The organism is Streptomyces katrae, from assembly GCF_002028425.1.
Taxonomy (GTDB): Bacteria; Actinomycetota; Actinomycetes; order Streptomycetales; family Streptomycetaceae; genus Streptomyces; species Streptomyces katrae_A.
The window spans coordinates 1543242-1561459 of sequence record NZ_CP020042.1 but is presented as its reverse complement, the minus strand read 5'-3'; the positions used below and the strand labels follow the sequence as shown (position 1 = coordinate 1561459).

General features: G+C 72.2%; 18 protein-coding genes. 17 read left to right on the top strand and 1 reads right to left on the bottom strand.

Features of this window, described 5'->3' with window-relative positions; translation table 11 throughout:
• Positions 1-5 precede the first annotated feature (5 nt).
• The 9 genes from B4U46_RS07085 to nusB all read left to right on the top strand — a co-directional run bounded on the left by B4U46_RS07085 (position 6) and on the right by nusB (position 7236).
• Positions 6-830: a shikimate dehydrogenase gene (locus tag B4U46_RS07085; RefSeq protein WP_079425036.1), complete on the top strand. Its 825-nt coding sequence runs from the start codon at positions 6-8 to the stop codon at positions 828-830.
• A gap of 148 nt (positions 831-978) precedes the next feature.
• Entirely contained in the window at positions 979-2163 is a 1185-nt protein-coding gene (gene aroC / locus B4U46_RS07080; protein ID WP_079425034.1) for a chorismate synthase, read from the top strand.
• On the top strand, positions 2160-2678 hold the full coding sequence (locus B4U46_RS07075) for a shikimate kinase (protein WP_079425032.1): 519 nt from the start codon (positions 2160-2162) through the stop codon (positions 2676-2678). Before aroC ends, B4U46_RS07075 begins: the two co-directional genes overlap by 4 nt.
• Positions 2675-3766, top strand: coding sequence for a 3-dehydroquinate synthase (gene aroB, locus B4U46_RS07070; RefSeq protein ID WP_079425030.1), 1092 nt, complete (start codon positions 2675-2677; stop codon positions 3764-3766). The genes B4U46_RS07075 and aroB overlap by 4 nt, the downstream gene beginning before the upstream one ends.
• Positions 3763-4203 (top strand): type II 3-dehydroquinate dehydratase, encoded by a 441-nt coding sequence (gene aroQ, locus B4U46_RS07065; protein WP_045947843.1) that lies wholly within the window; start codon positions 3763-3765, stop codon positions 4201-4203. Before aroB ends, aroQ begins: the two co-directional genes overlap by 4 nt.
• Before the next feature lie 46 nt (positions 4204-4249).
• On the top strand, positions 4250-4984 hold the full coding sequence (locus tag B4U46_RS07060) for an AAA family ATPase (protein WP_079425028.1): 735 nt from the start codon (positions 4250-4252) through the stop codon (positions 4982-4984).
• Positions 4985-5066: 82 nt separating this feature from the next.
• The gene (locus tag B4U46_RS07055) at positions 5067-6173 is read left to right on the top strand and encodes an aminopeptidase P family protein (protein ID WP_079425026.1); all 1107 of its coding nucleotides are present in this window, start codon (positions 5067-5069) and stop codon (positions 6171-6173) included.
• A 59-nt stretch (positions 6174-6232) separates the two neighbouring features.
• Entirely contained in the window at positions 6233-6799 is a 567-nt protein-coding gene (gene efp, locus B4U46_RS07050; RefSeq protein WP_079425024.1) for an elongation factor P, read from the top strand.
• 2 nt (positions 6800-6801) lie between these two features.
• Positions 6802-7236 (top strand): transcription antitermination factor NusB, encoded by a 435-nt coding sequence (gene nusB / locus B4U46_RS07045; RefSeq protein ID WP_079425022.1) that lies wholly within the window; start codon positions 6802-6804, stop codon positions 7234-7236.
• A 158-nt stretch (positions 7237-7394) separates the two neighbouring features.
• Here nusB and bldD read toward each other — a convergent pair whose 3' ends face one another.
• Positions 7395-7895, bottom strand: a complete 501-nt coding sequence (gene bldD / locus B4U46_RS07040) for a transcriptional regulator BldD (RefSeq protein ID WP_007263032.1) — start codon at positions 7893-7895, stop codon at positions 7395-7397.
• 229 nt (positions 7896-8124) lie between these two features.
• On the opposite strand from bldD, the gene pyrR reads away from it, so the two are divergent.
• From pyrR to pyrF, 8 genes are all read left to right on the top strand, one after another.
• On the top strand, positions 8125-8712 hold the full coding sequence (gene pyrR / locus B4U46_RS07035) for a bifunctional pyr operon transcriptional regulator/uracil phosphoribosyltransferase PyrR (RefSeq protein WP_079425020.1): 588 nt from the start codon (positions 8125-8127) through the stop codon (positions 8710-8712).
• A 107-nt stretch (positions 8713-8819) separates the two neighbouring features.
• The gene (locus tag B4U46_RS07030) at positions 8820-9809 is read left to right on the top strand and encodes an aspartate carbamoyltransferase catalytic subunit (protein ID WP_079425018.1); all 990 of its coding nucleotides are present in this window, start codon (positions 8820-8822) and stop codon (positions 9807-9809) included.
• Positions 9810-9811: 2 nt separating this feature from the next.
• The gene (locus B4U46_RS07025) at positions 9812-11104 is read left to right on the top strand and encodes a dihydroorotase (RefSeq protein ID WP_079425016.1); all 1293 of its coding nucleotides are present in this window, start codon (positions 9812-9814) and stop codon (positions 11102-11104) included.
• Positions 11101-11682: a hypothetical protein gene (locus tag B4U46_RS07020; RefSeq protein WP_079425014.1), complete on the top strand. Its 582-nt coding sequence runs from the start codon at positions 11101-11103 to the stop codon at positions 11680-11682. Before B4U46_RS07025 ends, B4U46_RS07020 begins: the two co-directional genes overlap by 4 nt.
• On the top strand, positions 11679-12830 hold the full coding sequence (gene carA / locus B4U46_RS07015) for a glutamine-hydrolyzing carbamoyl-phosphate synthase small subunit (protein ID WP_079425012.1): 1152 nt from the start codon (positions 11679-11681) through the stop codon (positions 12828-12830). Before B4U46_RS07020 ends, carA begins: the two co-directional genes overlap by 4 nt.
• The gene (carB, locus tag B4U46_RS07010; RefSeq protein WP_079425010.1) at positions 12823-16131 is read left to right on the top strand and encodes a carbamoyl-phosphate synthase large subunit; all 3309 of its coding nucleotides are present in this window, start codon (positions 12823-12825) and stop codon (positions 16129-16131) included. Before carA ends, carB begins: the two co-directional genes overlap by 8 nt.
• Positions 16132-16232: 101 nt before the next feature.
• Positions 16233-17342 carry a quinone-dependent dihydroorotate dehydrogenase gene (locus tag B4U46_RS07005; RefSeq protein ID WP_079425009.1) on the top strand — a complete coding sequence of 370 codons (1110 nt, stop codon included), beginning with the start codon at positions 16233-16235 and terminating at the stop codon, positions 17340-17342.
• Complete coding sequence (gene pyrF, locus B4U46_RS07000; RefSeq protein ID WP_261340940.1) at positions 17339-18190, top strand: orotidine-5'-phosphate decarboxylase; 852 nt, start codon at positions 17339-17341, stop codon at positions 18188-18190. Before B4U46_RS07005 ends, pyrF begins: the two co-directional genes overlap by 4 nt.
• Positions 18191-18218 lie beyond the last annotated feature (28 nt).

Sequence of the window (18218 nt, the reverse complement as noted above, 5' to 3'; positions counted from 1 at the left end):
AGGACATGTCACGGACACGGGCCGCGGTGCTGGGTTCTCCCATCGAGCACTCCCTCTCACCGGTACTGCACCGGGCGGCCTACCGGGAGCTCGGCCTCGACGACTGGTCCTACGACCGGTTCGAGATCGGCGAGGCCGCGCTCCCCGGGTTCGTGTCCGGCCTCGGCCCCGAGTGGGCCGGGTTCTCCCTGACGATGCCGCTCAAGCGGGCGGTCATCCCGCTGCTGGACGAGATCAGCGACACCGCCGCCTCGGTGGAGGCGGTCAACACCCTCGTCCTCACCGAGGACGGCCGCCGCGTCGGCGACAACACCGACATCCCCGGCATAGTCGCGGCCCTGCGGGAACGCGGGGTCGAGAAGGTCCCCGCCGCGGCCGTCCTCGGCGCGGGCGCCACCGCCTCCTCGGCGCTGGCCGCCCTCGCGCGGATCTGCACCGGCGAGATCACCGCGTACGTCCGTTCCGGCGCCCGGGCCGACGAGATGCGCCGCTGGGGCGAGCGGCTCGGCGTGGAGGTCCGTACCGAGGACTGGTCGAGGGCCGCCCAGGCCCTGACGGCCCCGCTGGTGATCGCCACCACCCCGGCGGGCGCCACCGACGAACTGGCCGCCGCCGTACCCGCGGCCCCGGGCGCCCTCTTCGACGTCCTCTACGACCCGTGGCCCACCGCCCTCGCCGCCGCCTGGACCGGCCGCGGCGGCACCCTGCTCGGGGGCCTGGACCTGCTCGTCCACCAGGCCGTGCTCCAGGTGGAGCTGATGACCGGCCGCACCCCCGGCCCCCTGGCGGCCATGCGTGCGGCGGGAGAGCGGGCGCTCGCGGCCCGTTAGGGGCCTCCCGGCCGTGAGACGGCCGTCCGACAGCTGGACCGGATCACGGAGGAACCCCCGGGACGTGGGAGGATTCGGGTACCGGCGGTACCGGGCCCGCGCACCCGGCCCGTCGTGGCAGTGCCCGGCGCGAGCATGAGGAGCATCGTTGAGCAGGTTGCGTTGGCTGACCGCAGGAGAGTCGCACGGACCGGCCCTGGTCGCGACGCTGGAGGGCCTTCCCGCCGGCGTCCCGGTCACCACCGAGCTGGTGGCCGACCACCTGGCCCGCCGCCGGCTCGGCTATGGACGCGGTGCCCGGATGAAGTTCGAGCAGGACGAGATCACCTTCCTCGGCGGCGTCCGCCACGGCCTGTCCCAGGGCTCCCCGGTCGCCATCATGGTCGGCAACACCGAGTGGCCCAAGTGGGAGACGGTCATGTCGGCCGACCCCGTCGACCCCGCGCTGCTCAAGGACACCGGCCGCAACGCGCCGCTGACCCGCCCGCGCCCCGGCCACGCCGACCTCGCCGGCATGCAGAAGTACGGCTTCGACGAGGCCCGTCCGATCCTGGAGCGCGCCAGCGCCCGTGAGACCGCCGCCCGCGTCGCCCTCGGCGCCGTCGCCCGCTCCTTCGTCAAGGAGGTCGCGGGCATCGAGATCGTCTCGCACGTGGTCGAACTGGCCTCCGCCAAGGCCCCCTACGGCGTCTACCCGACCCCCGCCGACGTCGAGAAGCTGGATGCCGACCCGGTGCGCTGCCTCGACGCCGACGCGTCGAAGGCGATGGTCGCGGAGATCGACCAGGCCCACAAGGACGGCGACACCCTCGGCGGCGTCGTCGAGGTCCTCGCCTACGGCGTGCCCGTCGGCCTCGGCTCCCACGTCCACTGGGACCGCCGCCTCGACGCCCGCCTCGCCGCCGCGCTCATGGGCATCCAGGCCATCAAGGGCGTCGAGGTCGGCGACGGCTTCGAACTGGCCCGCGTGCCCGGCTCGAAGGCGCACGACGAGATCGTCTCCACCCCCGAGGGCATCAGGCGCACCTCCGGCCGCTCCGGCGGCACCGAGGGCGGCCTGACCACCGGTGAACTGCTGCGCGTGCGCGCCGCGATGAAGCCGATCGCGACCGTGCCGCGCGCCCTCGCCACCGTCGACGTGGCCACCGGCGAGGCGGCCGTGGCCCACCACCAGCGCTCCGACGTCTGCGCCGTGCCCGCCGCGGGCATCGTCGCCGAGGCCATGGTCGCGCTCGTCCTGGCCGACGCGGTCGTGGAGAAGTTCGGCGGCGACTCGGTCGCCGAGACCCGCCGCAACGTGCAGTCGTACCTCGACAACCTGCAGATCCGGTGACGGGCGGACCGCTCGTCGTCCTCGTCGGCCCCATGGGGTCCGGCAAGTCCACGGTGGGGGCGCTGCTCGCCGAGCGGCTCGGCGTCCCCTACCGGGACACGGACGCGGACATCGTCGCCGCCCAGGGCCGCGAGATCTCCGACATCTTCGTCGACGAGGGCGAGCCGTACTTCCGTGAGCTGGAGCGGGAGGCGGTCGCCGCCGCCCTCGCCGGGCACACGGGCGTCCTCGCCCTCGGCGGCGGCGCCGTCCTCGACGCGGGCACCCGCGCCCTGCTGGCCGGCCTGCCCGTCGCCTACCTGTCGATGGACGTCGAGGAGGCCGTGCGCCGCGTCGGCCTCGGCGCGGCCCGCCCCCTGCTGGCCGTCAACCCGCGCCGGCAGTGGCGCGAGCTGATGGAGGCCCGGCGCCCCCTGTACACCGAAGTCGCGCGCGTCGTGGTGGCCACGGACGAACGCACCCCCGAAGAGGTCGCCCAGGCGGTCCTCGACGCTCTGGAGTTGAAGGACGTATGACAGACCAGGTGACGCGGATCCAGGTCGGCGCCAGCGCAGGACACGACGCGTACGACGTGCTGGTCGGCCGGCAGCTGCTCGGCGAGCTCGGCGGCCTGATCGGCACCAGGGCCCAGCGGGTGGCCGTGATCCACCCCGAGGCCCTTGCCGAGACCGGCGAGGCGCTGCGCGCGGACCTGGCCGAACAGGGCTACGAGGCCATCGCCATCCAGGTGCCCAACGCCGAGGAGGCCAAGACCGTCGAGGTGGCGGCCTACTGCTGGAAGGCGCTGGGCCAGTCGAACTTCACCCGCACCGACGTGATCGTCGGCGTGGGCGGCGGCGCCACCACCGACCTGGCGGGCTTCGTCGCGGCCACGTGGCTGCGCGGCGTGCGCTGGATCGCCGTCCCGACCACCGTCCTGGCGATGGTCGACGCGGCCGTCGGCGGCAAGACCGGCATCAACACCGCCGAGGGCAAGAACCTCGTCGGCGCCTTCCACCCGCCGGCCGGTGTGCTGTGCGACCTCGCCGCGCTGGAGTCGCTGCCCGTCAACGACTACGTCAGCGGCCTCGCCGAGATCATCAAGGCCGGCTTCATCTCCGACCCGGTGATCCTCGACCTGATCGAGGAGGACCCGGCGGCGGCCCGCACGCCCGCCGGCCCGCACACGGCCGAGCTGATCGTCCGCTCCATCCAGGTCAAGGCCGACGTGGTCTCCAGCGACCTCAAGGAGTCGGGCCTGCGGGAGATCCTCAACTACGGCCACACCCTCGCGCACGCCATCGAGAAGAACGAGCGCTACAAGTGGCGCCACGGCGCGGCCGTCTCCGTCGGCATGGTCTTCGCCGCCGAACTCGGCCGCCTCGCCGGACGCCTGGACGACGCCACGGCCGACCGCCACAAGTCCGTCCTCGCCTCCGTCGGCCTGCCGCTGACCTACCGCGGCGACCAGTGGACCAAGCTGCTCCAGACCATGCAGGTCGACAAGAAGTCCCGCGGCAACCTGCTGCGCTTCATCGTCCTCGACGGACTGGGCAAGCCGACCGTCCTGGAGGGCCCCGACCCGGCCCACCTGATCGCCGCGTACGGCGAGGTGTCGGCGTGAGCCGCCCCGTCCTGGTGCTGAACGGCCCGAACCTGGGCCGGCTCGGCTCCCGCGAGCCCGACGTGTACGGGGCCACCTCGTACGCCGGCCTGGTCGAGAGCTGCCGCACCCTGGGCGCCGAACTCGGCTTCGACGTCGAGGTCCGCGAGACCAACGACGAGGGCGAGCTCGTGCGCTGGCTGCACGAGGCGGCGGACGGCAAGATCCCGGTCGTGATCAACCCGGGCGCCTTCACGCACTACTCGTACGCCATGCGGGACGCGGCCGCGCAGCGCACCGCCCCGCTGATCGAGGTGCACATCTCCAACCCGTACGCCCGGGAGGAGTTCCGGCACACCTCGGTCATCGCGGCCGTGGCGACCGGCACCGTCGCGGGCTTCGGCCTGGGCTCCTACCGGCTGGCGCTGCGCGCGCTGGCCGAAGAGGTCACGGGCTGAGATAACGTTCTCGCATCAGTCGCCTGAACGAGACGGAGTGGCGCGGATGCAGCACGGAGTGGGGGGCTGGGGCCCGCCGGGACAGCACCCGGCGCCGCCCCCGCCCCCGCCGATACCCCCCGCGCAGGGCTGGCCGGCGCCCCCGGTGCCCGAGGCGACCGGGCACATCCCGCTGCCCCCCGCCGCGGCCGCGCCGGCCGCTCCCCCCGCCGCGGGGACGGGCGGTGCCACGCTCGCCGTGCTGCTCATCGGCCCGGCGGGCGCCGGCAAGACCACCGTGGCCCGGCACTGGGCGGCGACCCGCCCGGTGCCCACCGCGCACATCAGCCTGGACGACGTCCGCGAATGGGTCCGCTCGGGCTTCGCGGACCCGCAGGCCGGCTGGAACGACCACTCCGAGGCCCAGTACCGCCTCGCCCGCCGCACCTGCGGCTTCGCCGCCCGCAACTTCCTGGCCAACGGCATCTCCTGCATCCTGGACGACGCCGTCTTCCCGGACCGGCCCGTGGTCGGCCTCGGCGGCTGGAAGCGCCACGTGGGGCCCGCCCTGCTGCCCGTCGTCCTGCTCCCGGGCCTGGAGATCGTCCTCGACCGCAACGCCGCCCGCTCCGGCAACCGGCGGCTGTCCGACGAGGAGGTCGCCCGCATCCACGGCCGGATGGCCGGCTGGTACGGCTCCGGGCTGCCGATCATCGACAACTCCCACCTCGACGTGGAAGCCACCGCGCGGGCCCTGGACGAGGCCCTGGCGCGGGCCCTGGCGAGCCCTCCGCGCTGGTAGGGGCCGCGGGGGAGGCCGGGCGCGGGCCCGTCCGGACGCGCTCGCCGGGCCGGATGCGCGGGGCGCTCGTAGGCTCGAAGACATGTCAGACGTGTACGCGGCCCGCAGGGGCCTGCTCCGCGAGCGCTGCGCCGCCGCGGGCAACTCCGCTGCCCTGATCACGCGTCCGGCGAACGTCCGCTACCTCACCGGGGCGTCCCCGCTGGGCGCCGTCCTGCTGGTCGGGCCCGCCGCCGACGAGCTCTTCTGCGCGTCCGCCCCCACCGGCGAGGCCGAGGAAGGACGCCTGGACGAGGGGCTGACGCTCAGCCTGCTGGGCGGCCCCGGGGCCGATCCGGCGGTGGCCGCGGCCGACCGCGCCGCCGCCGCGCGGGCGGACACCCTCGCCGTCGAGGAGCACCACCTCACCGTCGCCCGGCACCGCGCCGTCAGCTCCGTCGCGCCCCGGCTGCGGCTCGCCGACCTGGGCACCGCCGTGGAACAGCAGCGGCTGGTCAAGGACGAGGAGGAGATCGCCTGCCTGCGCATCGCCGCCGAGATCGCCGACCAGGCCCTCGGGGAGCTGCTGGAGTCGATCCTGGTCGGGCGCACCGAACGCCACCTGGCCCTGGAGCTGGAACGCAGGCTGGTCGACCACGGGGCGGACGGTCCCGCCTTCCCGACCTCCGTCGGCACCGGCCCGCACTCCGGCCGCTCCCGCCACCGGCCCTCGGACCGGCGGGTGGAGGAGGGCGACTTCCTGTCCGTCTGCCTCGGCGCGAACTACCGGGGCTACCGCTGCGAGATCGGCCGCACCTTCGTGATCGGCACCACTCCGGCCGACTGGCAGATCGAGCTGTACGACCTGGTCTTCGCCGCCCAGCGGGCCGGCCGGGAGGCGCTGCTGCCCGGCGCCGCCTACCGCGAAGTCGACCATGCCGCCCGGTCCGTGCTGGACTCGGCGGGCTACGGCGAGGAACTGGCGGGGTGCATGGGACACGGGGTCGGCCTCGAAAACGACGAGGACCCGCAGCTTGCACCTACGGCAATGGGTAAACTGGACGCTTGCGTGCCGGTCACCGTCGAACCGGGGGTTCACCTCCCCGGCCGGGGAGGTGTCCGGATCGATGACACGCTCGTCGTGCGCCCCGAGGCGGACGGCGGTCCCGAGCTACTCACCATTACGACCAAGGAGCTGCTCGCACTGTAGTCCGCTGTGCCGGGCCGTGTGCGCCTCCCTGGTCTTCCAGTGCAGGAGATTCCGCAACCGTGGCTTCCACGAACGACCTCAAGAACGGCATGGTGCTCAAGCTCGACGGTGACCAGCTCTGGTCCGTCGTCGAGTTCCAGCACGTCAAGCCCGGCAAGGGCCCGGCCTTCGTGCGCACCAAGCTCAAGAACGTGCTCTCGGGCAAGGTCGTCGACAAGACCTTCAACGCCGGTGTGAAGGTCGAGACGGCCACCATCGACCGCCGCGACATGCAGTTCTCGTACATGGACGGCGACTACTTCGTCTTCATGGACATGCAGACCTACGACCAGCTGATGGTCGACCGCAAGGCCGTCGGCGACGCCGCCAACTTCCTCATCGAGGGCTTCACCGCCTCGGTCGCGCAGCACGAGGGCGAGGTGCTCTACGTCGAGCTCCCGGCCGCCGTCGAGCTGACCATCTCCCACACCGACCCGGGCGTCCAGGGCGACCGCTCCACCGGCGGCACCAAGCCCGCCACGCTGGAGACCGGCCACGAGATCCAGGTCCCGCTCTTCGTCACCACCGGCGAGAAGATCAAGGTCGACACCCGCACCTCCGACTACCTCGGCCGGGTGAACAGCTAACCGTGGCTGCCCGGAGCAACGCGCGCAAGCGCGCCTTCCAGATCCTCTTCGAGGCCGACCAGCGCGGCGTGCCCGTGCGCGAGGTCCTCGCGGACTGGATCCGGCACGCGAATGCGGACGTCCGGCAGCCGCCGGTCAGCGCCTTCACGATGGACCTCGTCGAGGGCTACGCCGAGAAGGTGAACCGCATCGACGACCTGATCGTCACCTACGCCGTGGACTGGGAGCTCGACCGCATGCCGGTCGTCGACCGGAACATCCTGCGGCTGGGCGCCTACGAGCTGATCTGGGTCGACGAGACCCCGGACGCCGTGGCGATCGACGAGGCGGTGCAGCTGGCGAAGGAGTTCTCCACGGACGACTCGCCGGCCTTCGTCAACGGCCTGCTGGCCCGCTTCAAGGACCTGAAGCCGAGCCTGCGCCGCGGCGAGGGCTGACGAGCGCACCGCACATACGGAAGGGCCCGCGACGTCCGCGTCGCGGGCCCTTCCGTATGCCCGCCGGGTGCGGGCGCACGAAAACCGGCGGGTGCCGGGACCCTGGGGCCCCGGCACCCGCCGGTACGTTTCTGCTGGTGGCCGGAGCGGCCGGGGGACTAGATGTCCTCGTGGGCCACGGCGCGGCGCGCGTCGGCGTCCAGGACGCCCCAGCTGATCAGCTGCTCGGTCAGGACCGAGGGGGACTGGTCGTAGATGACGGCCAGGGTGCGCAGGTCGTCCTGGCGGATCGACAGCACCTTGCCGTTGTAGTCGCCGCGCTGGCTCTGGATGGTCGCGGCGTAACGCTGGAGCGGGCCGGCCTTCTCGGCGGGCACGCCCGCCAGGCGCTCCAGGTCGAGGCGGAGCTTCGGCGGCGGCTCGGCGGCCCCGCCCGGGGTCGTGCCCGGGAGCAGCTCCTGGACCGGAACCCCGTAGAAGTCCGCCAGCTCGGCGAGGCGCTGGACGGTCACGGCGCGGTCCCCGCGCTCGTAAGAACCGACCACCACGGCCTTCCAACGGCCCTGGGACTTCTCCTCGACACCGTGGAGGGAGAGGCCCTGCTGGGTGCGGATGGCGCGGAGCTTGGCCCCGAGCTGTTTGGCGTATTCGCTGGACATAACGCTCCCGGACGCTGTGACGTGCGGCTCCGCCGCGCGGCTGGTAACTCACTGTGAGGTTACGCAGCGTTACGTGGATGCGTCAAGCCGAATGGTCATCGACCCCCTCGTACGAGGGGGAGCGCGGGGCCTCGGTGCGCGGGTGTCCGCCGGGCCCTGGTACCGTGGACGGCGTACATCAGACGTCCTTTAAGGTCCGTCCCGTGAGGCGGAGAAGGAGGTCCTTTTCATGGACAGCCAGGTTTCCCAGGTCTCTCCCGATGAAGCGATGCGCCCCGTACTGGAGGCGCAGGACATCGCCCGGGTGCTGACCCGTATCGCCCACGAGATCGTCGAACGCGCCAAGGGCGCCGACGACGTGGTGCTCCTCGGCATCCCCACCCGCGGCGTGTACCTCGCCCGCCGGCTGGCCGCCAAGCTCGAGGAGATCACCGGGACGAAGATCCCGGTCGGCTCGCTCGACATCACCATGTACCGGGACGACCTGCGGATGAAGCCCGCCCGGGCCATCGGCCGCACCGAGATCCCCGGCGACGACATCGACGGCCGCCTCGTGGTCCTCGTCGACGACGTCCTCTTCTCCGGCCGCACCATCCGCGCCGCCCTCGACGCGCTCGGCGACCTCGGCCGCCCCCGCGCCGTCCAGCTCGCGGTCCTCGTCGACCGCGGCCACCGCGAACTTCCGATCCGCGCCGACTACGTGGGCAAGAACCTGCCCACCTCGCTGCGGGAGACCGTCAAGGTCCAGCTCCTGGAGGAGGACGGCCGCGACGCCGTGCTGCTCGGCCAGCGGACCGTCCAGGCAGCAGCGCAGTAGCCACCCCGGTACCGGGCCCCGCTGCGGGGTCCGTGCCCCGGCCTGCCCTGCCCGCACCACCGTCAGCCCCGTCTGCCTGCCCTCCTCCCGACTTACGGAGCACCCAGATGAAGCGCCACCTCATCTCGGCCGCCGACCTCACGCGCGACGACGCCGTCCTCATCCTCGACACCGCCGAGGAGATGGCGCGCGTCGCCGACCGGCCGATAAAGAAGCTGCCCACCCTGCGCGGCCGCACGATCTGCAACCTGTTCTTCGAGGACTCGACCCGCACCCGGATCTCCTTCGAAGCCGCCGAGAAGCGCCTCTCCGCCGACGTCATCAACTTCGCCGCGAAGGGCTCCAGCGTCTCCAAGGGCGAGTCCCTCAAGGACACCGCCCAGACCCTGGAGGCCATGGGCGTCGACGCGGTCGTCATCCGCCACCACGCCTCCGGCGCCCCCTACCGGCTCGCCAACTCCGGCTGGATCGACGCCCCGGTGATCAACGCCGGCGACGGCACCCACCAGCACCCCACACAGGCCCTGCTCGACGCCTTCACCATGCGCCGCCGCCTGGTCGGCCGCGACGCCGGTCTCGGCAAGGGCCTCGACGGCCGCCGGATCACCATCGTCGGCGACGTCCTCCACAGCCGCGTGGCCCGCTCCAACGTCGACCTGCTGCACACCCTCGGCGCCGAGGTCACCCTGGTGGCCCCGCCCACCCTGGTGCCGGTCGGCGTCGAGAACTGGCCCTGCGAGGTCTCGTACAGCCTGGACGAGGTGCTGCCGAAGTCCGACGCGGTCATGATGCTGCGCGTCCAGCGCGAGCGGATGAACGCCGCCTTCTTCCCGACCGAGCGCGAGTACTCCCGCCGCTACGGCCTGGACGGCGCCCGCATGGCCCGGATGCCCGAGCACGCCATCGTGATGCACCCCGGCCCCATGGTCCGCGGCATGGAGATCACCGCCGAGGTCGCCGACTCCGACCGCTGCACGGTCGTCGAGCAGGTCGCCAACGGCGTCTCCATCCGCATGGCCGTCCTGTACCTGCTGCTCGGAGGCTCCGAGCCCGCCGTCACCACCAGCACCGCCGCCCGCACCGAGGAGAACAAGTAACCATGAGCAAGATCCTTATCCGCGGTGCGCAGGTCCTCGGCGGCGAGGCGCAGGACGTCCTGATCGACGGCGAGACCATCGCCGAGGTCGGAGCCGGGCTCTCCGCCGAGGGCGTCGACACCGTCATCGAGGCCGCCGGCCAGGTCCTCCTCCCGGGCCTCGTCGACCTGCACACCCACCTGCGCGAGCCCGGCCGCGAGGACTCCGAGACCGTCCTGACCGGCACCCGCGCCGCCGCCTCCGGCGGCTACACCGCCGTCTTCGCGATGGCCAACACCTTCCCCGTCGCCGACACCGCCGGTGTCGTCGAGCAGGTGTGGCGCCTGGGCAAGGAGTCCGGCTACTGCGACGTGCAGCCCATCGGCGCCGTCACCGTCGGCCTGGAGGGCAAGCAGCTCTCCGAGCTGGGCGCCATGCACGAGTCCGCCGCCCGCGTCACCGTCTTCTCCGACGACGGCAAGTGCGTGGACGACGCCGTGATCATGCGCCGCGCCCTGGAGTACGTGAAGGCCTTCGGCGGCGTCGTCGCCCAGCACGCCCAGGAGCCCCGCCTCACCGAGGGCGCCCAGATGAACGAGGGCACCGTCTCCGCGGAGCTCGGCCTCGGTGGCTGGCCGGCCGTCGCCGAGGAGTCGATCATCGCCCGCGACGTCCTCCTCGCCGAGCACGTCGGCTCCCGCGTGCACATCTGCCACCTCTCCACCGCCGGCTCCGTCGAGATCGTCCGCTGGGCCAAGTCCCGCGGCATCGACGTCACCGCCGAGGTCACCCCGCACCACCTGCTCCTCACCGACGAGCTGGTGCGCTCGTACAACCCGGTCTACAAGGTCAACCCGCCGCTGCGCACCGAGCGCGACGTGATGGCCCTGCGCGAGGCGCTCGCCGACGGCACGATCGACATCGTCGCCACCGACCACGCCCCGCACCCGCACGAGGACAAGGACTGCGAGTGGGCCGCCGCCGCCATGGGCATGGTGGGCCTGGAGACCGCGCTCTCCGTCGTCCAGCAGACGATGGTGGAGACCGGGATGCTGGACTGGGCCGGCGTCGCCGAGCGCATGTCCTTCGCCCCCGCCCGCATCGGCGGCCTGTCCCACCAGCACGGCCGGCCCGTCTCGGCAGGTGAACCCGCGAACCTGACCTTGGTCGATACCTCGTACCGTGGTCTCGTGGACCCCGCACACTTCGCCTCCCGCAGCCGCAACACGCCCTACGAGGGCCGCGAGCTGCCGGGGCGCGTCACCCACACCTTCCTGCGGGGCCGCGCAACGGTCGTGGACGGGAAGCTCGCGTGACACCTGCAGTGATCCAACTGGCCGCCGAGGCCGCCGAACGACAGTCGGCGGAGGTGACGGACTGGGGCGCGCGCATCGCGTGGGTGATCGGTCTGCTCGTCTTCATCGCCTTCGTCTACTGGCTGATGCGGCAGGGCTGGAAATGGCGCGGTGCCCTGCAGAACGACCTGCCGGAACTGCCCGCCGCCCCCGGCGGCCTCCCCGAGCACCGGCTGGCCCTGACCGGCCGGTACCACGGGTCCACCACCGCCGGGCAGTGGCTCGACCGGATCGTCGCCCACGGTCTGGGAGTGCGCAGCCGCGTGGAGCTCACCCTCACCGACGTGGGGCTCGACGTGGTCCGTCCGGGTGCCACCGACTTCTTCGTACCGGCCCCGCAGCTGCGCGGCGCCCGCCTCGACAAGGGAATCGCGGGCAAGGTACTCACCGAGGGCGGTCTGCTCGTCGTCACCTGGGCGCACGGCGACAAGCTGATCGACTCCGGATTCCGCTCCGACCGGGCGGCCGAGCACGCCGCCTGGGTCGAGGCGATCAACTCCATGAACACATCCATCACGACGGAAGGCGCCGAACGATGACGACCTCCACCAGGGGAGCAGCCAAAGCTCCCGCCGTACTCGTCCTGGAGGACGGCCGGATCTTCCGCGGCCGCGCCTACGGCGCAGTGGGGGAGACCTTCGGCGAGGCCGTGTTCTCCACCGGCATGACCGGCTACCAGGAGACCCTCACCGACCCGTCGTACCACCGGCAGGTCGTCGTGATGACCGCCCCCCACGTGGGCAACACCGGCGTCAACGACGAGGACCCCGAGTCCTCCCGCATCTGGGTCTCCGGCTACGTCGTGCGCGACCCCGCACGCATCCCGTCCAACTGGCGCTCGCAGCGCTCGCTGGACGAGGAGCTCGTCAAGCAGGGCGTCGTCGGCATCAGCGGCATCGACACCCGCGCCCTGACCCGGCACCTGCGCGAGCGCGGCGCCATGCGCGTCGGCATCTTCTCGGGCGAGGAGCTCGTCAGCGGCACGACCGACGCCGCCCTGCTGGCGAAGGTCCAGGCACAGCCGCAGATGAAGGGCGCGAACCTCTCCGCCGAGGTCGCCACCAAGGAGGCGTACGTCGTCCCCGCGATCGGCGAGAAGCGCTTCACCGTCGCCGCCGTCGACCTCGGCATCAAGGGCATGACCCCGCACCGGATGGCCGAGCGCGGCATCGAGGTCCACGTGCTGCCCGCCACCGCCACCGTCGAGGACGTGTACGCGGTCAACCCGGACGGTGTGTTCTTCTCCAACGGCCCGGGCGACCCGGCCACCGCCGACGGCCCCGTCGCCGTCATGCAGGGCGTCCTGGAGCGCAAGACCCCGCTCTTCGGCATCTGCTTCGGCAACCAGATCCTGGGCCGCGCGCTCGGCTTCGGCACCTACAAGCTGAAGTACGGCCACCGCGGCATCAACCAGCCGGTCCAGGACCGCACCACCGGCAAGGTCGAGGTCACCGCGCACAACCACGGCTTCGCCGTCGACGCGCCCCTCGACAAGGTGTCCGAGACCCCCTTCGGCCGCGCCGAGGTCTCCCACGTCTGCCTGAACGACAACGTCGTCGAAGGCCTCCAGCTGCTCGACCAGCCGGCCTTCAGCGTCCAGTACCACCCCGAAGCGGCAGCCGGCCCGCACGACGCCGCCTACCTCTTCGACCGCTTCGTCAGCCTTATGGAGGCCGAGCGTGCCTAAGCGCACCGATATCCAGTCCGTCCTGGTCATCGGCTCCGGCCCGATCGTCATCGGCCAGGCCGCCGAGTTCGACTACTCCGGCACCCAGGCCTGCCGCATCCTCAAGGCCGAGGGCCTGCGGGTCATCCTGGTGAACTCCAACCCCGCGACGATCATGACCGACCCGGAGATCGCCGACGCCACGTACGTCGAGCCGATCACCCCCGAGTTCGTCGAGAAGATCATCGCCAAGGAGCGCCCCGACGCGCTCCTGCCCACCCTCGGCGGCCAGACCGCGCTCAACACCGCGATCTCCATGCACGAGCAGGGCGTCCTGGAGAAGTACGGCGTCGAGCTCATCGGCGCCAACGTCGAGGCCATCAACAAGGGCGAGGACCGCGACCTCTTCAAGGGCGTCGTCGAGGCCGTCAAGGCCAAGATCGGCCACGGCGAGTCCGCCCGCTCGGTCATCTGCCACTCGATGGACGACGTCCTGGCGGGCGTCGAGACCCTCGGCGGCTACCCCGTCGTCGTGCGCCCCTCCTTCACCATGGGCGGCGCCGGCTCCGGCTTCGCCCACGACGAGGACGAGCTGCGCCGCATCGCCGGACAGGGCCTCACGCTCTCCCCGACCACCGAGGTCCTCCTGGAGGAGTCCATCCTCGGCTGGAAGGAGTACGAGCTGGAGCTGATGCGCGACACCAAGGACAACGTGGTCGTCGTCTGCTCCATCGAGAACTTCGACCCGATGGGCGTCCACACCGGCGACTCCATCACCGTCGCCCCGGCGATGACCCTCACCGACCGCGAGTACCAGCGGCTGCGCGACATCGGCATCGCGATCATCCGCGAGGTCGGCGTCGACACCGGCGGCTGCAACATCCAGTTCGCGATCAACCCGGACGACGGCCGCGTCATCGTCATCGAGATGAACCCGCGCGTGTCCCGTTCGTCGGCGCTCGCGTCGAAGGCCACCGGCTTCCCGATCGCCAAGATCGCCGCCAAGCTGGCCATCGGCTACACGCTGGACGAGGTCCCCAACGACATCACCGAGAAGACCCCGGCCTCCTTCGAGCCGACCCTCGACTACGTCGTCGTCAAGGCCCCGCGCTTCGCCTTCGAGAAGTTCCCGGCCGCCGACGCCACCCTCACCACCACCATGAAGTCGGTGGGCGAGGCCATGGCCATCGGCCGCAACTTCACCGAGGCCCTCCAGAAGGCCCTGCGCTCCCTGGAGAAGAAGGGCTCGCAGTTCACCTTCGTCGGCGAGCCCGGCGACAAGGAGGAGCTGCTGCGCGTCGCGGTCCGCCCGACCGACGGCCGCATCAACACCGTCATGCAGGCCATCCGTGCCGGTGCCACCCAGGAGGAGGTGTTCGAGGCCACGAAGATCGACCCGTGGTTCGTCGACCAGCTCTTCCTGATCAAGGAGATCGCGGACGAGCTCGGCTCCGTCGAGAAGCTGGAGCCCGAGATCCTGGCCGAGGCCAAGCGCCACGGCTTCTCCGACGCCCAGATCGCCGAGATCCGCGGCCTGCGCGAGGACGTCGTCCGCGAGGTCCGCCACGCCCTCGGCGTCCGCCCGGTCTACAAGACGGTCGACACCTGCGCCGCCGAGTTCGCCGCGAAGACCCCGTACTTCTACTCGTCCTACGACGAGGAGTCCGAGGTCGCCCCGCGCACCAAGCCCGCGGTGATCATCCTGGGCTCCGGCCCGAACCGCATCGGCCAGGGCATCGAGTTCGACTACTCCTGCGTCCACGCCTCCTTCGCCCTCAGCGACGCCGGCTACGAGACCGTGATGGTCAACTGCAACCCCGAGACCGTCTCCACGGACTACGACACCTCCGACCGCCTGTACTTCGAGCCGCTGACGCTCGAAGACGTGCTGGAGATCGTCCACGCCGAGTCGCTGGCCGGCCCCATCGCCGGCGTCGTCGTCCAGCTCGGCGGCCAGACCCCCCTCGGTCTCGCCCAGGCCCTCAAGGACAACGGCGTCCCCGTCGTCGGCACCTCGCCCGAGGCCATCCACGCCGCCGAGGACCGCGGCGCCTTCGGCCGCGTCCTGGCCGAGGCCGGCCTGCCCGCCCCCAAGCACGGCACCGCCACCACCTTCGCGGGCGCGAAGGCGATCGCCGACGAGATCGGCTACCCGGTCCTCGTCCGCCCGTCCTACGTGCTCGGCGGCCGCGGCATGGAGATCGTCTACGACGAGACCCGCCTGGAGTCGTACATCGCGGAGTCGACCGAGATCTCCCCGACCCGCCCCGTGCTGGTCGACCGGTTCCTCGACGACGCCATCGAGATCGACGTGGACGCCCTCTACGACGGCGAGGAGCTCTACCTCGGCGGCGTGATGGAGCACATCGAGGAAGCCGGCATCCACTCCGGCGACTCGGCCTGCGCCCTGCCCCCGATCACCCTCGGCGGCTACGACATCAAGCGCCTGCGCGCCTCCACCGAGGCCATCGCCAAGGGCGTCGGCGTCCGCGGCCTGATCAACATCCAGTTCGCGATGGCGGGCGACATCCTCTACGTCCTGGAGGCCAACCCGCGCGCCTCCCGGACCGTGCCCTTCACCTCGAAGGCCACCGCCGTCCCGCTGGCGAAGGCCGCCGCCCGCATCGGGCTCGGCGCCACCATCGCCGAGCTGCGCGCCGAGGGCATGCTCCCCAAGGAGGGCGACGGCGGCACCCTGCCGCTGGACGCGCCGATCTCCGTCAAGGAGGCCGTCATGCCGTGGTCGCGCTTCCGCGACATCCACGGCCGCGGCGTCGACACGGTCCTCGGCCCGGAGATGCGCTCCACCGGCGAGGTCATGGGCATTGACTCGGTCTTCGGAACGGCCTACGCCAAGTCCCAGGCCGGCGCCTACGGCCCGCTGCCGACCAAGGGCCGCGCCTTCATCTCGGTCGCCAACCGCGACAAGCGCTCGATGATCTTCCCGGCGCGCGAGCTGGTCGCCCACGGCTTCGAGCTGATGGCGACCTCCGGCACCGCGGAGGTGCTGCGCCGCAACGGCATCAACGCCACCATCGTGCGCAAGCTCAGCGAGGGCGAGGGCCCGGACGGCGAGAAGACCATCGTCCAGCTGATCCACGACGGCCAGGTCGACCTGATCGTCAACACCCCGTACGGCACCGGCGGCCGCCTCGACGGCTACGAGATCCGTACGGCGGCCGTGGCGCGCGGCGTCCCGTGCCTGACGACGGTCCAGGCGCTCGCCGCCGCCGTCCAGGGCATCGAGGCGCTCGGTCGCGGCGAGGTGGGCGTGCGCTCCCTCCAGGAGCACGCGAAGCACCTGAACGCCTCCCGCGACTAGCAGCCCGTACGAAAGGGGGGACACCGGCCAGAGCGACCGGTGTCCCCCCCTTTCACGAGGTCCTTCCGAGCACACAAGGGACGCAAGGGATAAACCGGACGATGTACAAACTGTTCTTCGAGCTCGTCTTCAAGCGGATGGACCCCGAGCGGGCGCACTACACGGCCTTCCGCTGGATCCGCCTCGCCGCCCGTACCCCGGTGCTGCGCACCTTCGTCGCCGCGGCCCTGGCCCCGCGCTACGAGGGGCTGCGCACGGAGGCCCTGGGCCTGCGCATGCACGGCCCCTTCGGGCTCGCCGCCGGCTTCGACAAGAACGCCGTCGCCATCGACGGCATGGCCATGCTCGGCTTCGACCACGTCGAGATCGGCACGGTCACCGGCCAGGCCCAGCCCGGCAACCCCAAGAAGCGGCTCTTCCGCCTGGTCCCCGACCGCGCGCTGATCAACCGCATGGGCTTCAACAACGAGGGCTCCGAGGCCGTCGCGGCCCGCCTGGCGGCCCGCAACCCGGTCTTCAAGACCGTGGTCGGCGTCAACATCGGCAAGACCAAGGTGGTCCCGGAGGCCGAGGCCGCCGCCGACTACGTGGTCTCCACCGAGCGCCTCGCCCGGCACGCGGACTACCTCGTCGTCAACGTCTCCTCGCCCAACACCCCGGGCCTGCGCAACCTCCAGGCCACGGAGTCCCTCCGCCCGCTGCTGACCGCCGTGCGCGAGGCCGCCGACCGGTCGGTCACCGGCCGCCGCGTCCCGCTGCTGGTCAAGATCGCCCCGGACCTGGCCGACGAGGACGTGGACGCCGTCGCCGACCTGGCCCTGGAGCTGGGCCTGGACGGCATCATCGCCACCAACACCACCATCGCCCGCGAGGGCCTGGGCCTGAAGTCCGACCCCGCCCTGGTCCAGGAGACCGGCGGGCTGTCCGGCGCCCCCGTCAAGGAGCGCTCCCTGGAGGTCCTGCGCCGCCTGTACGCCCGCGTGGGCGACCGGATCACCCTGGTCGGCGTCGGCGGCATCGAGAACGCCGAGGACGCCTGGCAGCGCATCCTGGCGGGCGCCACCCTGATCCAGGGCTACAGCGCCTTCATCTACGAGGGCCCGTTCTACGCCCGCGCCATCCACAAGGGCCTCGCCGCACGCCTGGCCGCCAGCCCGTACGCGACCCTGGCCGAGGCCGTGGGCGCCGAGACCCGAAAGGCCGCCCAGTGACCTCCCAGACCCCTCTGACCCCCTTCGGAGCCCGTCTGCGGGCCGCGATGGACGCGCGCGGCCCCCTGTGCGTCGGCATCGACCCGCACGCCGCCCTGCTGGACTCCTGGGGCCTGGCGGACGACATCGCGGGCCTGGAGCGGTTCTCCCGCACGGTGGTGGAGGCGCTCGCCGATTCGGTGGCGGTCTTCAAGCCGCAGGCCGCCTTCTTCGAGCGGTTCGGCTCGCGCGGCGTGGCGGTGCTGGAGCGGACCGTGGCGGACGCCCGGGCGGCCGGGACCCTGGTGGTGATGGACGCCAAGCGCGGGGACATCGGCTCCACGATGGCCGCGTACGCCTCCGCCTTCCTGGACCCGTCCTCCCCGCTGTTCTCGGACGCGCTGACGGTCTCCCCGTACCTGGGCTACGGCTCGCTGAAGCCGGCCGTGGACCTGGCCCGCGAGTCCGGCGCCGGGCTCTTCGTGCTGGCCCTCACCTCCAACCCGGAGGGCGCCGAGGTCCAGCGGGCCGTGCGCGAGGACGGCCGCTCCATCGGGGCGACCATGCTGGCGCACCTGGCGGCGGAGAACGCCGGGGCGGAGCCGATGGGCTCCTTCGGCGCGGTGGTCGGCGCCACCCTGGGCGACCTGTCCTCCTTCGACCTGGACATCAACGGCCCCCTGCTGGCCCCCGGCATCGGCGCCCAGGGCGCGACCGCGGCGGACCTCCCGGCGGTCTTCGGCGCGGCCGTGGGCAACGTCGTCCCGAACGTCTCTCGAGGCGTCCTCAAGCACGGGCCGGACACCGCCGCCCTGCGGGCCTCCGCGAAGCGGTTCGCGGACGAGATCCGCGAGGCCGTGGCGGTCTGAGCGGACGGGTCGCGGACCGGCGCGGAGC

Bases quoted from the DNA above. Each gene is read 5' to 3' on its own strand.
- B4U46_RS07085 (WP_079425036.1), top strand. From the start codon at position 6: ATGTCACGGACACGGGCCGCGGTGCTGGGTTCTCCCATCGAGCACTCC.
- aroB (WP_079425030.1), top strand. From the start codon at position 2,675: ATGACAGACCAGGTGACGCGGATCCAGGTCGGCGCCAGCGCAGGACAC.
- B4U46_RS07060 (WP_079425028.1), top strand. From the start codon at position 4,250: ATGCAGCACGGAGTGGGGGGCTGGGGCCCGCCGGGACAGCACCCGGCG.
- B4U46_RS07055 (WP_079425026.1), top strand. From the start codon at position 5,067: ATGTCAGACGTGTACGCGGCCCGCAGGGGCCTGCTCCGCGAGCGCTGC.
- bldD (WP_007263032.1), bottom strand. From the start codon at position 7,895: ATGTCCAGCGAATACGCCAAACAGCTCGGGGCCAAGCTCCGCGCCATC.
- pyrR (WP_079425020.1), top strand. From the start codon at position 8,125: ATGGACAGCCAGGTTTCCCAGGTCTCTCCCGATGAAGCGATGCGCCCC.
- B4U46_RS07030 (WP_079425018.1), top strand. From the start codon at position 8,820: ATGAAGCGCCACCTCATCTCGGCCGCCGACCTCACGCGCGACGACGCC.
- B4U46_RS07025 (WP_079425016.1), top strand. From the start codon at position 9,812: ATGAGCAAGATCCTTATCCGCGGTGCGCAGGTCCTCGGCGGCGAGGCG.
- carA (WP_079425012.1), top strand. From the start codon at position 11,679: ATGACGACCTCCACCAGGGGAGCAGCCAAAGCTCCCGCCGTACTCGTC.
- B4U46_RS07005 (WP_079425009.1), top strand. From the start codon at position 16,233: ATGTACAAACTGTTCTTCGAGCTCGTCTTCAAGCGGATGGACCCCGAG.